This window comes from Arthrobacter sp. MW3 TE3886 (assembly GCF_041262145.1).
GTDB lineage: Bacteria > Actinomycetota > Actinomycetes > Actinomycetales > Micrococcaceae > Arthrobacter.
Map to the genome: position 1 here is coordinate 1978293 of NZ_JBGCAN010000001.1, position 14938 is coordinate 1993230.

The 14938-nt window shown below is 68.6% G+C and carries 12 protein-coding genes; 4 read left to right on the top strand and 8 right to left on the bottom strand.

Features of this window, described 5'->3' with window-relative positions; genetic code table 11:
• Positions 1-239: 239 nt before the first annotated feature.
• The 4 genes from ABH915_RS08960 (at position 240) to ABH915_RS08975 (ending at position 7674) form a co-directional block, all read left to right on the top strand.
• Positions 240-1835, top strand: coding sequence for a cytochrome ubiquinol oxidase subunit I (locus tag ABH915_RS08960; RefSeq protein WP_370120062.1), 1596 nt, complete (start codon positions 240-242; stop codon positions 1833-1835).
• Between the two features lie 62 nt (positions 1836-1897).
• Complete coding sequence (gene cydB / locus ABH915_RS08965) at positions 1898-2947, top strand: cytochrome d ubiquinol oxidase subunit II (protein WP_018772402.1); 1050 nt, start codon at positions 1898-1900, stop codon at positions 2945-2947.
• A gap of 8 nt (positions 2948-2955) precedes the next feature.
• Positions 2956-6576, top strand: coding sequence for a thiol reductant ABC exporter subunit CydD (cydD, locus tag ABH915_RS08970; protein ID WP_370120065.1), 3621 nt, complete (start codon positions 2956-2958; stop codon positions 6574-6576).
• A gap of 21 nt (positions 6577-6597) precedes the next feature.
• On the top strand, positions 6598-7674 hold the full coding sequence (locus tag ABH915_RS08975) for a GNAT family N-acetyltransferase (protein WP_370120068.1): 1077 nt from the start codon (positions 6598-6600) through the stop codon (positions 7672-7674).
• Between the two features lie 66 nt (positions 7675-7740).
• On the opposite strand, the gene ABH915_RS08980 is transcribed toward ABH915_RS08975, so the two are convergent.
• The 8 genes from ABH915_RS08980 to ABH915_RS09015 form a co-directional block, all read right to left on the bottom strand.
• Complete coding sequence (locus tag ABH915_RS08980; protein ID WP_370120071.1) at positions 7741-8259, bottom strand: DinB family protein; 519 nt, start codon at positions 8257-8259, stop codon at positions 7741-7743.
• Between the two features lie 175 nt (positions 8260-8434).
• Positions 8435-9058 (bottom strand): DUF305 domain-containing protein, encoded by a 624-nt coding sequence (locus ABH915_RS08985; RefSeq protein ID WP_370120074.1) that lies wholly within the window; start codon positions 9056-9058, stop codon positions 8435-8437.
• Between the two features lie 132 nt (positions 9059-9190).
• On the bottom strand, positions 9191-9724 hold the full coding sequence (locus ABH915_RS08990; protein ID WP_370120077.1) for a hypothetical protein: 534 nt from the start codon (positions 9722-9724) through the stop codon (positions 9191-9193).
• 87 nt (positions 9725-9811) lie between these two features.
• Complete coding sequence (locus ABH915_RS08995; protein ID WP_370120080.1) at positions 9812-11263, bottom strand: multicopper oxidase family protein; 1452 nt, start codon at positions 11261-11263, stop codon at positions 9812-9814.
• A gap of 8 nt (positions 11264-11271) precedes the next feature.
• Positions 11272-11529 carry an SHOCT domain-containing protein gene (locus ABH915_RS09000; RefSeq protein ID WP_370120083.1) on the bottom strand — a complete coding sequence of 86 codons (258 nt, stop codon included), beginning with the start codon at positions 11527-11529 and terminating at the stop codon, positions 11272-11274.
• A 132-nt stretch (positions 11530-11661) separates the two neighbouring features.
• Positions 11662-12966, bottom strand: coding sequence for an MFS transporter (locus ABH915_RS09005; RefSeq protein ID WP_370120085.1), 1305 nt, complete (start codon positions 12964-12966; stop codon positions 11662-11664).
• 96 nt (positions 12967-13062) lie between these two features.
• Complete coding sequence (locus ABH915_RS09010; RefSeq protein ID WP_370120087.1) at positions 13063-14472, bottom strand: rhodanese-like domain-containing protein; 1410 nt, start codon at positions 14470-14472, stop codon at positions 13063-13065.
• 140 nt (positions 14473-14612) lie between these two features.
• Positions 14613-14909: a rhodanese-like domain-containing protein gene (locus ABH915_RS09015; RefSeq protein ID WP_370120090.1), complete on the bottom strand. Its 297-nt coding sequence runs from the start codon at positions 14907-14909 to the stop codon at positions 14613-14615.
• Positions 14910-14938: the final 29 nt, after the last annotated feature.

Below are 14938 nucleotides of genomic sequence, written 5' to 3' on the forward strand. Positions count from 1 at the left end.
TTCGTCTACAAATTTACCGCGTTTTGCGCATTCTTTCTACATGAAGTAGAAACACGGCCGCCCGGCGTGTCGGGCCGTCGGCCGGGGGTGGCGGGTCAGGGCCCTTCTTCCATTGCAGGCCGTGACGTGCCGTGGGAGTCTGAGTTACGGGGAGGCGCGGATGTGTTCTACACTCTGTAGAAGAATTACTTCTACGCCACGTAGAAGTTGCTCGGACCTAGCCAAAAGTAGGGACTGCCTTGGACGCCTTGGAAATCGCACGCTGGCAATTCGGAATCACCACGGTCTACCACTTCATGATGGTGCCGCTCACGATCGGCCTCGGGCTGGTGGTGGCTGTGATCCAGACGCTCTGGTACCGCACCGGCAAGCCGGAATACCTGCGCATGACCAAGTTCTGGGGCAAGCTCTTCCTGATTAACTTCATCATGGGCGTGGCCACCGGAATCGTGCAGGAGTTCCAGTTCGGCATGGCCTGGAGCGAGTACAGCCGCTTCGTCGGTGACGTCTTTGGCGCTCCGCTGGCCCTGGAGGCGCTGCTGGCCTTCTTCGTCGAATCAACCTTCCTCGGCCTGTGGATCTTCGGCTGGAAACAGCTCAAGCCCGCCGTCCACCTGGCCTGCCTCTGGGTCGCCGTCATTGGCTCCGTCTTCTCGGCCTACTTCATCATCGTGGCCAACAGTTGGATGCAGCACCCCGTCGGCGTCGAAATGGTCAACGGCCGGCCCGTCATGACCGACGCGTGGGCCGTCTTCACCAACAACACCGCCCTCGTCGCCGTGCCCCACACTCTCTTCGGCGCCCTCGCGGTCGCCGGAGGGTTCCTGCTCGGCATCGCCTGGTACCACCTGTGGCGCCGCCGCCACGACGGCATCGACACGGTCGGCGCCGACGGCAAGGTGATCCCCGGCGAGGCCGCCGGCATCCTCGGCCGGGACCGCAGTGACCACACCGTCTGGATCCGCTCTCTGAGGATCGGCGCCGTCGTCGCCATGATTTCCTTCGCGGGAACCGCCTTCACCGGAGATCTTCAGGGCAAGCTCATGTTCGAGCAGCAGCCCATGAAGATGGCCGCCGCCGAGGCAGCCTGCCACGATGGCACCGGCTTCTCGGCCCTCAGCGTCGGCAACGTCGGCGCGAAGAACTGCGACGACATCGTGGCCGTGATCGAGGTCCCGGGCATCCTGTCCTTCCTGGCCAAGGGCGACTTCACCACCGAAGTCAAGGGCGTCAACAGCCTGCTGGGCGAGTACCAGGCCAAGTACGGAACGACGCTGCCGGACAACCCCATCTACGGGGACCGCGCCGGCCAGCAAATCCAGTACGTGCCCGTCATGGAGGTCACCTACTGGGGCTTCCGGATGATGATCGGCTTCGGCGGCGTGGCCGCCCTGGCCGCCCTCCTGGCACTGTGGGTCACCCGCAAGGGAACCGTGCCGGCGTCCCGCGGCCTGATGCGCCTGGCGGTGTTCGGCATCCTCGCACCGTTCGGTGCCAATGCGGCGGGCTGGATCTTCACCGAGATGGGCCGCCAGCCGTTCGTCGTCGCCCCCAACCCGGACCCCAGCGGCATCGACCAGGTCTTCATGTTCACCGCCGCGGCCGTCTCACCGGGCGTCTCGGCCGGAGAGATCCTGACCTCCCTCGTGGTCCTGACCTCGATCTATGCGGTGTTGCTGGTGGTGGAGGTCAAGCTCCTGGTCAAGTACATCCGCGGCGGCGTGGCCTCGGCCATGCCGGAACTCGCCCACGCCCCCGTTGACGAAAACGAAGACGGCACCCCCCGGGGCGGTCCCGGCAAACCCGACGACGACGTCCTGGCGTTCGCCTACTAGGCGCCCGCCCACTAACCCACCACCCAGCAACCCCACACGAAAAAGCGCAGAGGATTCTCAGCATGGAACTGCTACCCACCATCTGGTTCGTTGCCATCGCGGTGCTGTGGACGGGCTATCTCTTTCTCGAGGGCTTCGACCTCGGCGTCGGCATGCTGATGAAGGGATTCGCCCGGGACAACACGGAACGCCGCGTCCTGATCAACACGATCGGCCCGGTCTGGGACGGCAATGAGGTCTGGCTCCTGACCGCCGGGGGCGCCACCTTCGCGGCCTTCCCGCTCTGGTACGCCTCGCTGTTCTCCGCCCTGTACCTGCCGCTCCTGCTGGTCCTCGTGGCGCTCATCTTCCGCGCTGTCGCCTTCGAATACCGCGGCAAGGTGGACAACCCCCGGTGGCGCGCCCGCTGGGACTGGGCCATCTCGGCAGGGTCGTTCGTGGCGGCCTTCGGCGTCGGCGCCGCACTGGCCCTGACCACCACGGGACTGCCGCTGGACGCCAACGGTGACCGAGAGGGCGGCCCGTTCGCCTGGTTCAGCGGCTATGCCGTGCTCGGCGGGCTCGCCGTCGTCGGGTTCTCCCTCCTGCACGGGCTCGGATTCCTGGCGCTGAAGACCGACGGCGAGGTACGCCACCGGGCGCGGGCCTGGTTCGTCCGGCTGCTGCCCGTGCTGCTGCTGCCCATGGCCGGCTGGGCGGTGAGCCTCCAGTTCCTCAGCGGCGAGGCCTGGACCATCGCTGCCGTCGTCGCCGCAGTCGTCGCCGCAGTTTTGGCGTGGAATTTTGCCCGCAAGGGTGCCGAAGGCCGTGCCTTCATGTCACTGGGGACATTCCTCCTGCTCGGCAGCGCGTCCATCTTCGGTGCCGCCTTCCCCGTGGTGCTGCCGTCCACGCTGAATCCCGCGTTCAATCTCACCGTCTCCAACGCCTCGTCCTCGGACTACACCCTGGGTCTGATGAGCATCGTGGCCTGCATCGGGCTGCCGCTGGTCCTGGCGTACCAGGCCTGGACGTACTGGGTGTTCCGGCGCCGGGTGAGCGCGGCGCACATCCCGGAGGCGCACAGCTTCCTTCCCGCGATCGCCGCCAAAGCGCTGGCACCGAAGGACTAGCTTCCCTGATGAGACCGTTCCCCGCCGGCCCCGCGACCCGTTCCGCCCTCTACCTGCTGGGACTGATTGCCGCCCTGAAGGCGCTCTCCCTAGTGCTCATGGCACAGGCTGTGGCATCGATGCTCGCCGGGCTCGCCGCGCATGACCCCGCCTGGGCAGACCAGCTGGTTCTAGGTGCCGCGGGGGCAGTGCTGCGCTCATTGACCGTATGGGCACAGTCCGTGGCCTCACGCCGGGCGGCGCTCGGAGTGAAGGAGGAGCTGCGCTCCCAACTGCTGGAGCAGGCGCTGAGGAACGGCACACGGTCGGCCGGGCCCGCCGACGGCGGCCTCGCCGTGCTGGCCACCCGGGGGCTGGATGCCCTGGATAACTACTACACCCAGTTCCTGCCCGCGCTGGTGAACTGCGCGGCCATTCCGCTGCTGCTGGGGGCCCGCATCCTGTTCGCCGACTGGGTCAGCGCGGTGGTGATCGTGCTGACGGTGCCGCTGGTGCCGCTGTTCATGATCCTGATCGGGCGGTACACCGAGGAACGCGTCCGGGACGCCCAGTCCGCACTGGCCCGGCTCTCCGGGCACATGCTCGAGCTCGCCAAAGGCCTGCCCGTCCTCGTGGGCCTGGGCCGGGCCTCCGCCCAGCGCCAGGCGCTGGAAGACATGTCCGAGGAATATCGTTCCCGGACCATGGGGACCCTGCGCACGGCCTTCCTCTCCGCCCTGGCCCTGGAGCTCATCTCGACGATTTCCGTGGCGGTCGTCGCCGTGTTCATCGGCGTCCGTCTGGTCCACGGGGACATGGCGCTTGAGGCGGGGCTTCTTGCCCTCATCCTCGCCCCCGACTGCTACCTGCCGCTCCGGGAGCTCGGCACCGCACACCACGCCAGCGACGACGGCCGGGCAGCGCTGGCCGAAACCACTGCGGTCCTCGCGGACCCGGGAGCCGCGCCGCTGATTCCGGTGCCGGCCCCCGGTCCTGCATCCGGCCCGCCCGCCGTCACCGTGGACGGGCTGACCGTCCGCTTCGGCGGACGCACGGACGCCGCCGTCGGGCCGCTGAGCTTCACCGCCGCCGCCGGCCAGATCACGGCACTTGCCGGGGCCAGCGGCGCCGGCAAGAGCACAGTGCTCGGAGTCCTCGCGGGAACCATCGGGACGGGCGCGGGGACCGTCGTGTCCGGGCGCCTCGGAGGATTCACGACGGCGGAGGTCGCCTGGGTGCCCCAGCACCCCGTCATGGTGGCCTCGACGGTGCTGGACGAGATCCGCCTGTATCTCGGCGTTCCCGCCGATGAAGCCGACGCCGCCGGCACTGCCGTGGGCGCGGAAGCCGATGCGGCAGCGCAGCGGTGCCTCGCGGCCGTGGGCGCGGGGCAGCTGGCCGCCAGGCACCCGGCCGAGCTGAGCCCGGGGGAGCTGAGGCGGGTTGCGCTGGCCCGCGGGCTGGCCAGAATCGAGGCCGGCGCCCGCGTACTGCTCCTGGATGAACCCACCGCCCATCTGGACCGGGGATCGGCCACACTGGTCAACCGGGCCCTCGCCGGGCTCCGTGGACAGGTCACCGTGCTGCTCGTGGCGCACGACCGGCAGACCCGGGACCTTGCCGACGCGCTCGTCGCAGTGGCGCCGGGCGCCAGCGGGCACCATGGCGGTGATTCTGCGGCCCCCGTTCCGCCGCTGCCGGCATCCGCCGGGGCAGACCCGGGCGTGCATGCGTTGGCCACCCGGGCGCCGTTCCTCGTGGGCGCCGCGGCGCCGAGCCAAGGCCAAAGGCCGGGCCTTAGCCCGGCCCCGGGTCTGGCCTCGGACGGCCCGGAAACCGGCGCCCCACCTGCCGCGGCCGCGGGTTCCGTGAGCTCAAGCGACGCCGGCGCAGTCGGCTGGTCCGGTTCGGTCCCTGCCCAGCTGCGTCGCCTGCTGGCCCCGGTACGGGGCCGGTTTGCCGGCGCCGGAGCCGTGGGCACTTTGGCGGCGCTGTTCGCCGTCGCCCTCGCAGGACTTTCCGGCTGGCTCATCATCCGCGCCAGCGAACAGCCGCCCATCCTGTACCTGCTCACCGCGATCGTCGGCGTGAGGTTTTTCGGCGTCGGCCGGGCGTGCCTGCGGTACTCCGAACGGCTGCTGCTGCATGACGCCGTGTTCGCCGCCCTGACCCGGCTCCGGGGCCGGCTCTGGGAGTCGCTGAGCCGCCGGGCGCTGTCCCTGCGCCGGCTCCTGCAGGGCGGCAACGTACTCGGAACGGTGGTGGACGACGTCGACACGATCCGCGAGCTCTTGCCCCGCGTCGTGCTGCCGCCCGTGACTGCCATAGCTGTTGCCGCGGCCGCGGTCGTCGGAATCGGGCTGCTGCTTCCCGCGGCGCTGCCTGCCGTGGGAGCGGCAGCGCTGCTGAGCATCGTCGTCGCCCCCGCCCTGGCCCTGGCCGCCGACCGCATGTCTGCCGGCACCGAACAAAAACTCCGTTCCGGCGTGCTCCGTCACGTTGCCGCCGCCCTGGACGCCCGCGCAGAACTGAATGCGAACGGCGTGAGCGCCCCCGTGCTTGGTGCGATTGGCCGGGCTGACCGCGCCGCGACGGCGGCCTCACAGCGGTCGGCATGGGCGGAGGGGCTCGGCCAGGCCCTGACCGTCCTGGCCTGCGCCGGAGCCGCCCTGGCCAGCGCCGTGCTGGCCGCCCCGCTCGCCCTGAGCGGCGCGGTCGAACCGGAGACTGTTGCCGTCGTCGTCCTCGTGCAGCTTGCCCTGGTGGACCCCTACGCGGCCATCACCACGGCCGTGCGGCAGTACCCGGCGCTGCGCGCCGTGATGCGGCGGATCAGCGCGGCCGGAGTCCTGGAGCCGGGGGCAAACGGTGACCCGGACGGCGACGCCGCAACGGGGGGACTGGTGCATGTGGCTTCGCGGCCCGGCGGCAGGCCAGGGATTGAACTCGCGGACCTCGCTGCCGCGTGGCCGGGTGGCGGAAATGTCTTTAGTGGGCTCACGGCCGAGGCCGGCCCCGGGCGCTGGCTGGCCGTCACCGGCGCCTCTGGCTCCGGCAAGTCGACTCTGCTGGCCGCGATCCTGGGTTTCCTGCCGGCGGCCAGCGGCCACCTGTACCTGAGCGGACGCGCGGCCTGGTGCCCGCAGGAGGCGCACCTGTTCGACTCGACCATCCGGGGCAACCTTCTCCTGGCGCGGCCGGAGCCTGCTTCAGCCGGCACGGACAGTGCGCAGCGTGGACCCGGGGATGCCGTGTTGGCCAAAGGGGACGAGCAGATGCGGGCTGCCCTCGAAGCGGTCGGACTCGGCCCGATGCTGGCCCGGCTCGAGGACGGCCTGGACACCCGGATCGGCCCGGGCGGGGCTTTCCTCAGCGGCGGGGAGCGTACGCGCCTGGCCGTTGCGCGCACGCTCATGACCGGGGCCGATGTCATCCTGCTCGATGAACCGACGGCGCACCTCGATGCGGAGTCAGGCAGGCGCATGCTCGCCGAATTGCGCGACGGGCTGCGCGGCCGGACCGTTGTCCTGGTCACCCACAACCCGAACGATGTCGACGCCGCCGACACCAGACTGGACCTGGACGCCGCAGCCGCAGCTGCCGCCGCGGGCGAGGGTCCGGCGACGGCGGCCGTGCTGGCGCGGGGGTAGCCCGCCTATTAGCCTGTTGCCATGACCCGAAACGGCGAGCTCCACCCCCGGCCCGCACTCGATCCCCGGCTGTCATGGCGGCCCGCGGAGCGCCACGACCTCGACGCGTGGGCCGGGCTGATCGCCCGCACGGCCGCCGTCGAGCAACCCGTCTGGTTTGAGCGCCAGGCGGATCTGGAACAAATCCTGGAATCGAAGAACAACCCGGTGGCGGCAAACACCATCATTGGCTTCGATCCGGAGGGCGTTGCCCGGGCCTACGGCCGGATCACGAAGAACCGCGACGGTGACAAGGCGAACGGCTCCGGCTGCGTCGATCCTCACTGGCAGGGGAGCGGGATCGGCACCGGACTGCTGGGCTGGATGGAACAGCGGACCAAAGACCGCTTCGCCGAGGACGCAGGCGGGGCCGGGACTGTCGGGACAGGCGGGGCGGGGAACGCCGGCGAAGCCGCCGGCGCCCGGGCCGCGGTCCCGCGCCCGAGGCTGCGGCTCTTCGCGGAGCAGCAGCACCAGCACCAGGCCGCATTGTTCGCCGCTTCCGGCTACGGCATTGTCCGCTATTACAACGAGATGCACCGGCCATTGAACCAGGCCGTGCCTGAAACCGCCCTGGACCCCGGCCTGGAGCTCGTCACGTTTGGGCCGGAGTTGCACGAACCGGTGCGGCTGGCGCACAACGCGGCATTCCGGGACCACTGGGGCAGTGAACCCCGCGACAAGGAGGGATGGGGCTTTGTGGTGAACGATCCGCAGGCCCGGCCGGACCTCAGCGGCGTCGTGCTGGACCGTTCCACCGGAACCGTGGCCGGGTACCAGCTGGCCACCCACGACGCCGATGCCGCCCTGACCCGGGGCTTCCGGGAAGGCTACACGGAGCTCCTCGGCGTCCGGCGGGAATTCCGTGGACGGGGCATCGCGCAGGCGCTCTTGGCCGATGCCATGGGCCGCTTCGCCGCGGCGGGCATGGACGTGGCCTCACTGGACGTCGACTCGGAGAACCCGACCGGGGCCCTCGCGCTCTACCTCAAGATGGGCTATGTGGCCGTCAACCGGAGCATGGCGTGGGACAAGGTGCTTCAGCCGGTAGCGCCGTAGGGGCCGTCATAGGAAACCGCTGGCCCGGCGCCTGCGCGACTGCCGTCCCCGTGCCGGTTCTTCGCGTCAGCCGTCCACATCGTGGAGGTGGTGGACGACGTCGTGCAGGAAATACTGCGCGAAGGTCAGGACAGTGAACACCGAGCCGTTGCTCCGGGTTCCCTTGCGGTCCCAATCCACTTCCGGGACCCGCGCGAAGGACGCGGCGATCTGCTCGCCTTCGGCCGTCAGCTCGGCGCCGACCTGGGCCGGGTCGGCGCCGGCGTAGTCCTGCTCGATTGCCGTCTTGTCCTGGTCCCAGTCATCGAATTGGGCGTCGTCCTCGGACAGCATCAGGGACAGGCGGTGATCGAAAAGCGTGAAGACGTCCCGGACGTGGCAGCCATACTCGAGGACGGACCACGTGGCCTCGCTGGGGCGTTCCGTCGCGTCCGGCCGGCGGAGGGCTGCACGCCACCGCGGGAGCATGTTGATGACTATCCCCGGCACGGTGGCCGGGGTCGCAGCGGAGGCATCGTAACCGCACTCGGGGCAGGGCCGCGACAGGACCCAAGTCCAGTCCTTGGTATCCGGAATGATAGGCATTCCAGCAGTGTAAATGCATTTGTTCCGCCAGGCATCCCGACCCGTTGCTGCAGCCGGTGCGGGGCCCAGGTACGAGGCGAAAGTGGCACCGCCGTCGGCCGATGCTTTGACTGCGTCGGCCGTGGCCGCCCGGTTGACGGCCCCGGTTCGAAGACGAACCGGGGCCGGGACGCTGCTAGAGGCCTGCCAGCAGGTCCTTCATCTCTTGGATTTCAGCTTCCTGGGCAGCCACGATCGCCTTGCTCAGCTGGATGGCGTCAGGGTGCTTGCCTTGGCTGGTTTCGGTCTTGGCCATCATCACCGCGCCCTCGTGGTGGGCGATCATCTGGGCCAGGAACAGCTTGGCCGCGTCGGTGCCCTGGGCGGCGTCGAGCTTCTTCAGGTCGTCATCGCCCATCATCCCGTCGCCCATGCCGTGGCCGGACGCCATCTGGGTGGGTTCGTTCCAGGTGTGGAGCCAGCCCGTCATCTTTTCGATTTCGGGTGCCTGGGCGGCCTTGATCTTGGTGGCGAGGGCGGTGATCCGCGCGTCCATGCCCTGTTTCTTGAGCATCATGTCGCTCATTTCCACGGCCTGGGCGTGGTGCGGGATCATGCCCTGGGTGAACATGGTGTCTGCCGCGTTGTGGTCCGCGGTTGCCGGGGCTGAGCTGGACGCCATGCCCATGCCGCCGCTGCCCATGCCCGGCATGGTGCTGGTGGGTGTGCTTCCGGAGGTGCCGGCGCAGCCGGCAAGGGCAATGGCGGCGGAAATGCCGAAGGCAGAAATTGTGGCAGAAACGGTCAGGGTTTTCTTCATGGGGTCAAGTCCTTCAATCATCAAAATGGCGTTGTGGCACGCCTGCGGATGACACGCCCGCGCCGCCGGAGAACGGGGTGGAGCGTGTCGGGGTAAGGAGGGACGCCGGGCACGACACGGCGCGATCCGTTCTTACGTCCGGCTGATGGACAGATCGCCCGGCGAAGGACTTGCGGGGAGATAGGAGTACGCCCGGACGGCGGCGGCGTCGCCGGGCGTGTCCGGGTTGTGCAGTGAGTCCGGTGCCATGCCGGGTGGGGGCGCGGCCAGGGAGGTCACGGCAGCCGACGGCACACAGGCCGAATGCATCGACGCGGGGTCGGTGCAGCTCGATTGGCATACGCACGACGCCGACGGTGCAGCAGCTTTGGTGTTGCCCGACGGCTCGGGACCGGCTGTGGCCGAAGCGGCCGGGGCCATGGAGTCATGGGCCGTTGTGCGGTCGTGCGGGGCATGGGCAGCCGGATGGGATGCGAGGTTGGTCTCCGGCCGCGAGGACGGCCCCGCGGGTTCCGCGGAGGATGTCACCGCAGTGGTGGCATGGGCGCCATGCATTCCGGTCATGATGTGCATCCCGAGGAATCCAGCCACGATGGCCAGCAGGCCCACCAGCAGGAATCCGCGGCGAAGGGCGGTAGCGGCATGGTCCACGAACGCTGCGGCCATGGCATTCTCCCTCCGGATAACGGTGGCGGACGTTAGACAGGTTAAGGCTACAGGCTGGGCGTTGGCCGGGATACTTGCTGCCGGTGGCTAGCGGACGTCGATGACGCCCATCATTCCTTGGTCCTCGTGGTCCAGGATGTGGCAGTGGTACACGGAGCGGCCCGTGAAATCCGTGAAGTTGATCCGGACCCGCACCTGTCCGTTGGCGGGTATGTTGACGACGTCACGCCAGACGGGCGGGCCCGGTGTTTGACCCTGCTCCTCGACGATCTGCATCGGCCAGACATGCAGATGGAAAGGATGGTCCATCGGACTGGGATTGATCAGGGTCCACTCCTCCACCGTCTGCGCGGCCACGGTAGTGTCCGTCCGGTTTGCGTTGAATTCACGGCCGTTGATGGTGAAGCTCATTCCCATCCCCATACCCATGCCGCCGACGGCGAGGGTCAGCTGTCTGTGCGCGGCAATGGCCGCGGTCCTCAGGTCCGGCGGCGCAGGCCGGGCCGGCACCGGCGGAGGAGAGGCGGCCGGGGCGCCGGACGCCGAGAGGGTCGCCAGCACGATGTCTCCTGAGCCCTGGCCGCCGTCGGGGGCTGGACCCGCCGGCCCCATCATGCCGGCCATGCTGCCACGGTTGTAGTAGACGGCGCCGAGCGTGGCGTCGCCCGCGAGAGCTGTGACCAGGACATCTGCACGGTTGCCCGGCGCCAGCAGCACCCTGTCCGCGTTCCGGGGTGTGGCGAAGCGGCCGGAATCCATGCCGAGGAGCTGCATCTGCTGCCCGTCCAGGCGCAGCTGCAGGTAGCGGGCCACGCAGGTGTTCACGATCCGCCACCGCTCACGCTCGCCGGACCGGGCGGAAAGTTTGGGGTTGCTTTGTCCGTTGACCAGGACAAGTTCACCTTCCCGGCCGAGCATCCGGTCCATGGGCGAGGCGTCGGCGACGGTTCCGGACCCGTCCAGAGTGATGTCAGAGACGACCATCACCCGCTCGCGGCTGACATCCACGGGCTGTGCGTCCTCGACGATGATCGCACCGAACAGGCCCGCGAAAATCTGTTCGGCGACCATTCCGTGATGATGGGGGTGGTACCAGTACACGCCGGGCGGGTGGTCCGCAGGGAGCCGGTACTCGTAGCTGAACGAGTGCCCGGGCTCGACAACGTTGAAAACGTTGTCTCCGTTGCCCTGGGGTGAGACGTGGAGTCCGTGGACATGCAGGTTTGTCGGGACGGCCATGCTGTTGACCAGCTCGACGGCGAGCACGTCCCCACCCCGCAATCGCAGGGTTGGGCCGGGGACTCCGCCGTTGTAGCCAAGCGCCGAGGCCCGCTGGCCGCCGAGCTGCACCGAGCCCGCGGACGCTTCGAGCCGGACCTGCAGCCGGCCGTTGCTGCTGCGCAGCTGCTTCGGCTCGGTGAAGTCCCCGCCCGCGACGGGGGCGAAACGGGAACTGACCGTCCACCAGAGCCCGGCGCCGCCGGCGGCTATGGCCGCCGTACCGAGGCCTCCCAGCAGGAGCGCGTTCCGGCGGCTCATTGGGCGCACTATTGGTCCTCGCCGAGAACCTTTAGCTGCTCGCGGTATTGCTCCGCCGTCAGTTCGCCTCGGGCAAAGCGTTCATCGAGGATCTGCCGGGCCCGGCTCCGGCCGGGGTAGGGCCCCTGCGGTCCCTGCATCCCGCTGTGACTGCCGCCTCCGGCAAACATGCGCACGGCGACCACTACCAGCAGCGCTATGCCGATGAGCAGGAGGATGCCCCACATCCACATCCAGGCCATATTCATGCCGTAGCCCCACATCACGACCGGCGTCCTTTCGCCTCAGAGCATTGCTATTCCGATTCTTTGGCCGGCCACGGCTGGCCGGTAGAGGCCGAAGGCCTCCCCGCCCGGGAACCTTCGACGCCGTCATCCTAAATTCCCCACTTCGGTGTGTCAGCCCGTGGCGCTGTGGTCAGCGCCTCGCATCCTCATTGCTACGAGAATGCCGGAAGCTGCGGTGAGCGCGGCGACGGCCGTGATGGCTGCGGGGATGCCGTAAGCATCGGCGAGGAGCCCGGAGAGCAGGGCACCGATCGCGAAGCCACCGTCACGCCAGAGCCGGTAGATGCCCACCGAGCGAGCCCGCCACTGCGGGTGGGCGACGTCGCCGATGGCGGCAAGCAGGGTGGGATAGACCATGGCGGTTCCTGCGCCGAGCAGGATGGCCGCGGCGAGCCAGGTTCCAAAGCCGGTTCCGATGGCGACCATGCCCAGCGCTGCGGCCTGGACCAGCATGCCGCCCACGATCAGCCATTTCCGCCCGTATCGGTCGGACATGGCTCCGGTGGCGAGTTGCGCGGCTCCCCAGACGGCGGGGTAGACGGCGGCGAGGATGCCGATCTTTTCGATGCTTAGTCCCGCTGCGGCAAACAGCAGCGGAAACAGGCCCCAGGCGAGGCCGTCATTGAGATTGTTGACCATGCCGGCCTGGCTGACCGAGGACAGGGACTTGTCCCGGAAGCTGGTCAGGGTAAAGATCTCCCAGTTGCTCAGCTCCCCGTGGGCGCCGGCATGGGCCGCCGTGTGGCTGGAGGCCTCCAGTGTGGCGTGGCTGCGGGTTTCCTTCACCGCAAAGACCGACAGGCCCAGGCCCAACGCGATGTAGGCCGCGCCGAGCAGGAACGGGCCGGGCCGCAGCCCGTAGCTGGCGGCGATAAAGCCGGTGGCCAGCGCGGTTCCGGCGACGCCGAGGTAGCCCGCGGCCTCGTTCAGGCCCATGGCCAGGCCCCGCCGGGAAGGACCGACGAGGTCCATCTTCATGACCACGGTGGTGGACCAGGTCAGGCCCTGGCTGATGCCGAGGATCACATTGGCGGCCACAATCCAGCCCCAGGAAGGTCCGAAAATCAGCAGCAGCGGCACGGGCACGGCGACGAGCCAGCCGGTCACCAGGACGGGCTTGCGGCCGTAGCGGTCCGAGAGGGTGCCGGCCAAGTAGTTGGTGCCGGCCTTGGCGAGTCCGAAGGCCAGGATGTAGGTCAATGCGGACGTGTAGAGCTCCAGGTGGAAGACCTGGTCCGCCAGGAGCGGAAGAACGGTGCGTTCCTGGCCGAGGGTGCCGCCGACAAGCGCATTAACGGCGACCAGGAGCATGAACTGCGCCAGGTTCTGACGCAGGCCCAGCGCGACGCCGGTGTGCCGTGGGCGTTCCGGCCGGACTGCGCGGCCTTGGAATGACGGGGTGTTGCCGGGCGTCATCTCTGAACTCCAGTTGTCTGGGACATGCGTTGGCGGCGGCCGGGTGTCCCGGCGGCCGCCAACGCTGTCAATCAAATACTTCAGGTTTTGTCGAGATCAGTTGGTGGAAACGGATTCGCGTGCCTGCTGCCATGAAGCCCATCCGGCGTAGCTGCCAGCGAGTTCGACGACGTCGTAACCGGCCCGGCGCAGGGCGCTGGCGGCGACGGAGTTGCGGACGCCGCTCTGGCAGTAGGAGACGATGGTGCCGGCGGTGGGGAGCTGTTCCAGGTTCCACATGACGCGGCCGCCGCTGAGCTGGTGGGATCCGGGGATGTGCCCGGCGGCGTGTTCGGTGCGGTTGCGGACGTCCAGAACCATGGCGGCGTCAAAGCCGGCCAGCTCGGCAGGCTGGATCAGACGCGGGGTAGACGTTGGCAGGCCTTCGAAGCTGGTGAGGTAGCCGGCGACGTTGTCGATGCCGACGCGGACCAAGTGGTCCCACATTTCCTGCGCGGCAGCCTGCGTAGGGGCCAGCAAAACCAACGGGTTCTTGTCGGTTTCCGGGTTCACGACCCAGGCGCCGAAGCTGGCCACGGACTTGCCGGCCGGGATGTTCAGGGACCCGGTGACGGTGCCCTCGTGGACCTCGGTGTTGGAACGGGTGTCCACGAACGTCACGGTGTCCGCGCTGAGGCCGCGGGCGACGTCGGCGGTGGCGAGTTCCGTCAGCGGGGCGCGTTCGCCCATGACGGCGGGGCCCTCACGGTTTTCGCGCTTCATCCGGCCGAAGTAGGCGTGGGCGTCCGGCTGGCCGTCGAGGAGCTCATTGACGAAACCCTGTTCGTCGTTCGCGGCTAGGTAGGGGCCCCACCAGGCGTAGAGCCGTTCGTAACCGACGGTGGAGGAGGGGATGGCGCCCAAGGCCTTCCCGCAGGCGCTGCCGGCGCCATGGGCCGGGTGGACCTGGACGTAGTCGGGCAGGGTCAGGAATTTGTCCCGCAGGCTGGCGAAGAGCTGCTTGGCACCCTCAAACCGGGTGTCCACGCCGCCGGCCGCTTCGTCCAGCAGGTCCGGGCGCCCCAGGTCACCGGAGAAGACGAAGTCGCCGGAGAGCAGGTAGCCGGGCTGGTCGCTGAAGGCGCCGTCAGTCACCAGGAAGGACAGGTGCTCGGGGGTGTGGCCCGGGGTATGCAGAGCCTGGATGGTGATGTTGCCAAGGGCGATCCTGTCGCCGTCGTAGAGCCGTTCGCCGTCGAACTCGTACTGCCAGTCCTGGCCGCCTTCGCCGGAGATATAGATCGTGGCGCCGGTCGCTGCGGCCAGCTCGCGGGTGCCGGAGAGGTAGTCGGCGTGAATATGGGTTTCGGTGACGGCCACAATCTTCATGCCGTTCTTCTCTGCAAGATCCTGATAGACCGCGATGTCCCGGCGGCCGTCCACAACAACAGCCTCACCCTTGGCCTGGCAGCCAATCAGGTAGCTGGCCTGGGCAAGGTCTTCATCGTAAATGCGCTCGATAAGCATTGGTGCTCTCCTTAGTGGGGGAAGTTTGGTATCTGATGTTGCGTGCCGGCTGTGCCAGGTTTTCGGCACGGCGTTTAGGGGTGCCGCTGTGGCGGGTCGGCCATGGAAAAGGTTGAAAGGCCCGGCCCGTCAGCAGGAGGTCAGGTGGTCGGGAGGCCCTCACGGGTCCAGGCGGTCATGCCGCCGGCCATGGTGTCGGCAGTGAAGCCAGCGCCGTTGAGTGCCTCTGCGACGCGGGCGGACCGGTTGCCGCTACGGCATACGGCGATCACCGGAACCGCGGGGTTCAGCTCTGCCAGCCGTGCCTGCAGCTGCCCCATGGGGATGTGCAGTGCCCCGGGGATCATGCCTTCGGCCACTTCAAAGTCCTCGCGGACATCGAGGATGCAGGCATTGGGACGGCGCTGGTCGGTTTCGTTGATGGTGATTTCAGCCATGGCTTCTCCTTCTGGTCTTCAGATGGTGT